Source organism: Rhizobium sp. P2_G2 (genome assembly GCF_056403555.1).
Genome location: NZ_JBFUFF010000171.1, coordinates 1 through 8,536, shown reverse-complemented (window position 1 = coordinate 8,536; position 8,536 = coordinate 1). Strand labels below are relative to the sequence as shown.

At 58.2% G+C, this 8,536-nt stretch carries 6 protein-coding genes; 4 read left to right on the top strand and 2 right to left on the bottom strand.

Features of this window, described 5'->3' with window-relative positions; translation table 11 throughout:
* The first annotated feature begins 238 nt into the window (after nt 1-238).
* From AC1D06_RS40590 to AC1D06_RS40575, 4 genes are read left to right on the top strand one after another with little or no spacing between them, the layout of a single operon-like run.
* Nucleotides 239-1,084, top strand: a complete 846-nt coding sequence (locus AC1D06_RS40590; protein WP_477873998.1) for an ABC transporter permease — start codon at nt 239-241, stop codon at nt 1,082-1,084.
* Nucleotides 1,074-2,375, top strand: a complete 1,302-nt coding sequence (locus AC1D06_RS40585) for an ABC transporter ATP-binding protein (protein ID WP_477991122.1) — start codon at nt 1,074-1,076, stop codon at nt 2,373-2,375. The genes AC1D06_RS40590 and AC1D06_RS40585 overlap by 11 nt, the downstream gene beginning before the upstream one ends.
* A gap of 3 nt (nt 2,376-2,378) precedes the next feature.
* The gene (locus tag AC1D06_RS40580) at nt 2,379-3,593 is read left to right on the top strand and encodes a glycosyltransferase family 2 protein (RefSeq protein ID WP_477991121.1); all 1,215 of its coding nucleotides are present in this window, start codon (nt 2,379-2,381) and stop codon (nt 3,591-3,593) included.
* Nucleotides 3,590-5,191, top strand: coding sequence for a glycosyltransferase (locus AC1D06_RS40575; protein WP_477991120.1), 1,602 nt, complete (start codon nt 3,590-3,592; stop codon nt 5,189-5,191). The genes AC1D06_RS40580 and AC1D06_RS40575 overlap by 4 nt, the downstream gene beginning before the upstream one ends.
* Before the next feature lie 88 nt (nt 5,192-5,279).
* Here the strand turns inward: AC1D06_RS40575 and AC1D06_RS40570 are convergent, their stop codons facing one another.
* Entirely contained in the window at nt 5,280-6,014 is a 735-nt protein-coding gene (locus AC1D06_RS40570; protein ID WP_477873990.1) for a class I SAM-dependent methyltransferase, read from the bottom strand.
* 242 nt (nt 6,015-6,256) lie between these two features.
* Nucleotides 6,257-7,864, bottom strand: a complete 1,608-nt coding sequence (locus tag AC1D06_RS40565) for a glycosyltransferase (protein ID WP_477991119.1) — start codon at nt 7,862-7,864, stop codon at nt 6,257-6,259.
* Nucleotides 7,865-8,536: the final 672 nt, after the last annotated feature.

Sequence of the window (8,536 nt, the reverse complement as noted above, 5' to 3'; positions counted from 1 at the left end):
GGACCGACCAAGCTCCGCTCCGTTGACAGCATTTACCACACAGCAGAATGACTACAGTAAATTTTCTAACGATTTGATGCGGCTTATGTTAAAAGCCCGGTCACCGAAACATATGTTTCGTCATCCGGCAGACGCAATCCAATCCTTGTCGGCACACAGCCGACCTTAAGATAAAACTAATGGCACGTTGCTAAAGTCCGGCGCGCACGAAACTATTTAAAAGGGTTGCCGCCTTCAGATGGCTCAATTCGCGGAACAGCATCATTCACGGCAGAATGTCTTCATTTCGGCAGAAAGAAAATCTCTCGCCGAAACACTACGCGAGATCTATCTCTGGCGCGAACTCGTCCAGTTCCTCGTCTGGCGTGACCTCAAGGTTCGCTATAGCCAGACCTATGTGGGCCTCGCCTGGATTCTCATCCAGCCGCTCGTCTCGCTGATCCTGTTCAGCGGCATCTTCGGCAGATTCATCGGAATTCCTTCCGATGGCCTGCCTTATCCAGTCTTCGTTATCTCCGGTTTGGTGCTCTGGAATTTCTTCGCCAACGGCATGATCAACGCCGCGTCGAGCCTGGTCAACAATGACGGCCTGATCAGCAAGAGCTACTTTGCGCGACTGGCCATTCCTCTTTCCGCCATCCTGTCTTCCCTTGTCGATTTCCTGATCGCGCTCGTCTTCGCAGTCATCGTCCTGCAGTATTTTCACACTCCGCTTTCCCTGAAGATGCTGATCGTCATCCCACTCGTCGGCCTTGCCTTTCTCGCAGCCTGTGGCGTGGGCTTTTTCCTTGCCGCCGTCAACGTCATCTACAGGGACGTCAAGCACATCGTGCCTTTTCTGGCTCAGGCATGGTTCTTCGCCTCCCCCGTGATCTATTCGACAAAGCTTCTGCCGCCCGAATACAGGATGGCGATGGCGCTCAACCCGATGGCTGGCGTCATCGAGGGCATGCGCTGGAGCCTTGGCACGTCAAGCGACCCCTGGCTGATGATCGGCGTCTCAGCCTTAGTCTCGACGGCAATGTTTGCCATTGGCATCCTTGTCTTCAATCGCCTGGAGGGCCGGTTCGCCGATGTCGTATAGTGTCCCTGCCCATAGTTCCRAGACTGCCGTCACCGTAAACAACATCTGGAAGCGCTACAGCAGGCAAAAGCGCACGACCCTGTCGGAAACCCTCACGGAATTCGGCCGCGCCCTGGGCAGAAGAGTTGCCGGCAGGACGCCCACAGACCAACGCGACAACGGCGTGTTCTGGGCGCTCAAGGACATATCTTTCACCATAAACCGCGGCGAGATCGTGGGCATTGTCGGCAATAACGGCGCTGGAAAAAGCACGCTGTTGAAAATCCTGTCTCGTATCACCCCGCCGTCGCAGGGCAGCGTCAGATTTTCCGGCCGCGTCGGCTCGCTGCTCGAAGTCGGTGCAGGCTTCCATCCCGAGCTGAGCGGACGCGAAAACATATTCCTCAACGGTGCGATCCTGGGAATGTCGAAACGCGAGATTGCCGGGCAACTGGACGCGATCATCGACTTTTCCGGCGTCGAAGCCTTCCTTGACATGCCCGTCAAGCACTATTCCAGCGGCATGTATATGCGGCTCGCCTTCTCCGTCGCTGCGCACCTGGAAAGCGAAATCCTCCTGGTCGACGAAGTCCTGGCGGTGGGTGATACCAATTTCCAGCGAAAATGCATGGACCGGATGTCGGATGTGGCAAAGAGCGGACGGACCATCCTCTTGGTCAGCCACAACTTGACGGCCATTCAATCCCTCTGTCAACGCGCATTGTGGTTCGAAGCCGGGCAATTGCGGGGGGATGGCCAGACAGCCGACGTTCTCAATGAGTATCTGAAGCTTTCTTCCGGCGTCGAGGGCATTCCACTCAAGATCTGGGATCCTTCAAACGCTCCTGGAGACGATGATTTCCGGCTGGAACGCGTCGCGATCTATCCGGTGGATGGCAGGCCCGGCGATCCCATAGATATCGGCTCGCCCTTCTGCCTCGCGGTGGATTACGTGAACACCATCGAGAACGCGGATATCAACCTGGTCTGGCTTGTGCACAATGCCGAAGGCATCCTGCTCTGCGAACTTGGCTCATGGAACCCCAGACCGGCACGGGCTCGGGGACACTATCGCGAAACATGCTTCTTCCCCGCCGACCTCCTGAACGAAGGCGCGCTTTATTTCAGCCTGCAGGTGGTTCGGGAGCATGAACTCACCTATCAGATGCCGCGGCTGATTTCGTGCGAACTTCTCGACAGCCCCAATGGCAGGGATGGCTGGTTTGGCCATTGGCCGGGCGCTTTCCGCCCGAGACTGCCGTGGACGATTGACCGGCTCGACAATTCTGCTTCCGAAGCGAGGGATCTCTGAACCATGCGATACCTTATCGAGCGGGTCGATATCGCCCGACAGGCTCAGGATATAACCATCCCTTCCGATTGCAGCGGGATCGCGCTCGACGTCAGGCGAGGCCAGCGGCCCTTGGGCTTTCTGATGGCGGATCGACAGCCTGGGTCCACGCTCCGGGCTGCCGATCTGACGGCCTGGATCGAGAAGGAGATTGCGCTGGAATGCCTGAACCAGCAGGAGACCGAGACGATAGCTGATGGGCCGATGCCGCAGGTCACCATCGTCATTTGCACCAAGGATCATCCCGACCTACTGAACCGTTGTCTCACTGCCATCCACGCCCTCGACCTGCCGGAAGGCGTGGTGCTGCCGGAAATATTGGTCATCGACAATGCATCGGTCACCACGCAAACGCGGGACGTGGCGGCGCGCTTCCCCGGTACGCGCTACGCCCTCGAACCGAAGACCGGATTGAACTTTGCCCGAAACCGCGCGCTTCAGGAGGCAAAAGGGGAGATCCTCGCCTTTATCGACGACGACGCCGTGGTCGACCCCGCCTGGATGAGAGGCCTTTACCAAGCCTGGGCCATGTCCCCGTCAGCCGGCGCCTATGCGGGGCAGACTCTGCCCTTCGCGCTGGAAACCGAAGCACAGATCGTCGTCGAGCGCATCGGCGGCTTCAGAAAAGGCTTCCTGCCGATCGTCTTCGGGCGCGAACATCCTTCCGATCCGCTTTATCCCTGTTCGACGGCCTTCGGCAACGGCTGCAACATGGCATTCAAGGTGGAGGTGATGCGCGGGCTCAAAGGCTTCGATATCGGTCTGGACATGGGCGCGGCCCTGCCGGGCGGCGGTGATCTCGATGCGCTCTACCAGGTGGTCCGGCACGGCCACGACCTGGTCTATCAGCCCCAGATGCTGGTCTTGCACGAGCACCGGCGCGACATGAAAGGACTGAGGCGCCAGATCAGGCGAAGCTGGGGCATGGGTTGCATGGCGTTCCTGACGAAGATTCGGGATTTCGATCCCGAGATGCGGCCAAAGGCAAATACGTTCATCCGCTGGTGGATCCGCGCCATGCTTCGGGAGCTGGTCTCGCCCAGGCCCAAGGCACCAACCATGCCGAAAGCGCTGCTCCTGCAGCAATTCGTCGGCGCATGCATTGCGCTTACCGGAACCTACGACCGCGCCAAGTTGCTTGCCGCCAAGATCGCGGCGCAGTCAGAGCTGTCGAAATGAACGGTCACGGTCATGACGAGGGCTCGCCGGTCGTCTCGTGCGTGATTATTTTCTATAACGCCGAACGCTTCATCGGCGATGCGATCAAAAGCGTCATCGCTCAGGACTACGAATCCTGGGAGCTTCTGATCGTCGACGATGGCTCCAGGGACGCCGCGCGAAGCATTGTCGATGCTTGTGCCCGCGACTATCCGCAAAAAATCCGGGTCTTGGAACACGAAGGTGGCGCGAACCGCGGAAAGAGCGCCTCGCGCAACCTCGGCTTCCGTCATGCCCGCGGCAGATACATCGCCATGCTGGATGCCGACGACTTTTGGCTGTCGGAAAAACTTTCGCAACAGGTGGCGCTGCTCGATCGGTTTCCCGATATCGGCATCCTCTATAGCAAGGTCTCATTCTGGTATGACTGGACAGGCCGTCCTCGCGACAGGCTCAAGAACTGGACGTCGGTGCTCGGCCTGCACGCCGATCGCATCTATGATGGAAAAAAGGTGCTCCGACGCTTGCTGCTGGCAACCGCGCGCGGTGCTCAGGACATTTCGCCTTATCCTTCGGCCAGCATGTTCAGGCGCGCTTTGCTGGATGTCACGGGAGGTTTCGACGACGACTTTCCCAGACTCTATGACGACATGGTGTTCTTCACGAAGGTGTTTCTGAAAACCAATGTCTATCTGCATGGCGGGATCTGGACAAAATACCGCAACAGCCCCGACGACGAGTATTCGCTGAGCTATCAGATTGCCGACGCGAGCGGCGAATGGTCGGGAGACCAACCGAACCCGATCGAGAAATCCTACTTCGAAAGAGTGCGTTCCTATATCGACGGCGAGCCGCGAGCCGGCTGGAGGCTCAGGTTTACAGCTCGGCTCGCGCTCGCGCGATACAGCCATCCCTGGCTATATCGTCTCGACAACGCGATCTGGCGCCTGAGAATCACGATCTCGTCGGCACTGCGCAATCGCGCCCACGCTGTCGTCCGGGCTCTTCGGAACGACAAACGGCGCTTGAAGTCGGTAAGCTGGGGAACTTTGAAGACGCCGAGCCCGCTTTTTGCCGGCGAAAGCACCCGTGGAACGGCAGTCGATCGTGAATTCGCCCGCCAATTCTGTCTTCGTTTCAGGGATCGGATCACTGGCGCAATCCTCGAATATGGCGACGATTCACGCAGCCGGAACTTCGGCCACGCTATAGAAACCGTCATCGTCGGCAGACCGGGAAATGTTCCTCCGGCCGACCTGCGCTTCGACTGCATCATAGCGATCGACATCGTCCAATACGTGCCCGACATCGCGTCTTTCCTAGCCACGATACGCAATCGGCTGAAGGAAGGCGGCACCGCTCTGATTTCCTTTCCCGCGCTTCTACCACCCTTGGCAGGAACTGAGGATCTGTGGCGCTTCACTTATGCCGGCGTATGCAAACTGCTGCAGCAGAATTTCCCTGGCGACTGCATCGAAGTTCACCCGTATGGAAACGTCGCAAGCGCCATCGCCGCCCTGCACGGGATGGGGACGAGGGACCTCGAGGAGGGCCTGCTCAGATCTCATGGCGAGGAGGGGACGGTCATGCTGTTCGCCGCCATCGAACGGACAAAGTAAGTCGGCGACAACAGAAAAGTGGCCGCCCAGATGACTGGCTGGCCTACCTTGCCGACGGCGACACAAGAGCATACCCGTATTTTTCGCGCTATCGCGAAACGAGTTCGTAGGTCAGGAAGCCGCCACGCCATTGCCGCGACTGCAAGCGGAACAGAGGCCCGTACCAGGCGCGAAAAGCTTCTTCGGTGATGAGAAAATGGTCGTCCTGAAGCGGCCAGGGGTTTCCCGAAAGCTTCTGTCGCACATTTGCCTTCAGGCCCACGATGTCCCCCCGGTGCCAGTCCCGGCTCGCTCCACCATCCATTCCGAAGCGAGCGGCCAATCGCCTGGCGCTGTAGCCGCCGATGTCTCCCCAGGTCGGTTCCATATCTTCGAGCACGACATAGGCCGACCCGCCGGGTTTGAGCACACGGGCGATCTCCACAAGGCAGGAGGCCGCGTCTTCCATATGGTTGAAGCTCCAGAAAGCCATGGCGGCGTCAAAGGAGCGATCCTCGAACGGCAGGTCCTCCCCCGTAGCGCGAATGAAATGGATCTGTAACTCAGGTGGGCGAAACCGTGATCCGAACTTCAGCCATTCGGGATCCGTCCACACATCAGACGGATCGATAACCCAATAGTCACAGCTCGGATGGAGGAAGCGGGCCGGGAGCCCTGCCCCGCCGCCGATATCGATCACCTTGCCGCGCAACGATTCGAGAAACGGCCTGTGGCGCAGGAGCTCGTGGTCGAAATATTCGTCAAGCTCGCCTTCGCTCTTCTGCAGCAGGTCCCGATACCACTGCTCCATGTCTCCCAGACGGCTGGCCCAATCCTCCCCCATCTCAGTCTCCCATCCGTCGGCTGGACCCATTTTCCTCGATCATACCGGACCAGCCCTCCTCATCGAACACTCGAACAGTTCTCGTCATCACGTGCGTATATCCGCGAAACTCGCCAATGCGGCGGCGGTATAGTGTTGTAAAGAGAACGAAGATTGAGCGATTATCACCACCCAGGCAAGCGGATTCCTGCCTATCCGGGCTCTCAAGCGCCCTGTAAAACCGGTGAACAGTGCTTCCGATTCTACGCATCATGAGAACGCGTCGCCCGAAGACCGATGATGACGGGAAAGGCCTTATCCTTTGCCTCGAGCTTGGCCAAATCCACTTCCTCGGACACAAGCCCCTGCAGGAACACGGTTGCCGAATAGGCGTTGCCATAGACATCGAAGGTGACATTTTCCCGGCCGAAGACGTCGCCGACCAGACGCGGTGCGGAGGCAGCGGTCAGCGACCAGAACCAGGTGTCGCCCCATTCGCCTCGATCGATCGGTGTAATCCCGGGAACAGTGAGCAACAACGTTCCACCGGGCCGCAGCGCCCTGTGCAATTCGGCAAGCGCGGACTTCATGTCGTAAATCAAATGCAGGGTCTGAGTTAGGACCAGGCAATCGAATGCGCCTTCAGGCAACGTGCCCGCCACGGAGATATCGCCTATGATTGTGGCAATCGGGTTTCCCGAATGCACATGCAGGATATCCTGATATGTGATTTTGTCACCGCCGAACTGGCGGCTATAGCTGTCGTCGCCGATTTCGAGCACCCGGCCCTGAATGCAGTCCCTGTTGGCTTCGAGATACTGTTCTACATAGACACGGTCGACAGGCGTGCCACGATCCCAGCCGAAGTTCAAACTGACCGGCGTGATGCGGTCGAGATCACCCAATCTGACCGCCCCCACGGGCAAGTTCTTTCCGAGCAGGCGCCGGATCGCGACATCCACGCTGCGCGGCAGCTTGGCGGAAATCCTCTGAGCGACTTCGCGCCGAACGAAAGATGGATTTGAACGCAGCGATGCCCTGATGTTCTTCCACGCGAGCCGCGGCGACGGCGCTTGCTTGATCGAAGTCCAGGCAGATTTCAGCATTTCCATTGTATAATATTCCGACCAGATGATCCGCCCGTCGTTCCAGGCCTGTTGCAGTTCCGGGTCCGCCTGACGTTCGTGCCGACTATGAATCCGGAGAACCGTCTCCAGCATGGCCGAATGATCGGCCGACAGGTTGGACCTGTGCCAGCGATCTTCGGCGATGATGGCGGGATGAGAGGCGACCGGATAGCTGGCCGCAAGACGCAGATAGACGTCATAGTCCTCGCAGCGTCTCAGGCCGGTATCGAAGCCACCCTCGTCGGCCAGGACCTTACTGTTGTAAAGAACGGCGGCATGCATGCCGATGACATTTCCCCGTAGCAGGTCCTCATAAGGACGAGCGCCAATGGCAGTGTAACGATCGCCACCGATCGGCCGGCCGTCCTCGGATATCGTCCGATACCCGCCATACACATAGGCCGCGGCTGGAGCATGGGCAAAGCATGCCACGCCGGTCTCGAGCGCCTCCGGCAGCAGGCGGTCATCGGCATCGAGAAACAGGATCAATTTCGCACTGGCCGCATGCAGGCCGGTATTACGCGCCGCCGACAGGCCTTGGTCGACCTGGCGGATGTATCTGACACTGCTATGTCGGGATACAAGCTCGGCAGCATTGTCGCTGGAGCCGTCGTCAACGACGATGATCTCGGCCGCTGGCATGGTCTGCGACAAGATCGACCCGATCGAATCCGCCAGGTAATGCGCGTGATTACAGATCGTTATGACGACCGAGACCGGCCATTCGGTGTCTGCAGAACTCATGCCTGGGCATATCCTTCGTAAGAACAATCCGCGGTGAAAGTCTGCCCAGTGTATAGGGAAAACACTATCCATCCAGTCCAGTAGTGACGTGAGCGCAGCAACATATCAACCGACCACTTCATAAAGCATGCAGATAAAGAAAACATATATATGCAACGGAAATCATATTTTTCTATGTTTAACATTACCGCCATATCCTATCTGACGGCTCATCAAATCGAAGCAATTTTGATACGGGACATCGCATAGTACCGCTGTTTAGGATTAGGCGCGGAAAGCGCCTTTACCCGATCCCGCGCCTCTGCCGCTGGCTATTTCCAGTCGTTATCCTCTCCGGCAATACCGCAGGCGCCGTTGCAGCCTCGGCATCGGCCTGATCATACAGCTTCTGACCACGCGCAGGGTTCGGTAGCAGAGGGAGAAATTACTCTGCGGAACCTTTGGCGCATATCATGTACGGCTTCGCTCCGCACGCCATCATGGCGGGGCTCTGCGCTGATCGCGGTCAAGGCCCTGGCCCAGGACGGCCAATTCGATATTTGTCGCGTGGCTTCTCGGTCTGGATGAAGCCACAAACTTGATCTACGGTCTCTCGGAGGATAAGATCGTCAAGGTTCTCGGCATTCGGGATTACTTCGGTACTGCTATAGTCATCATTCATCGTCGTAAAGC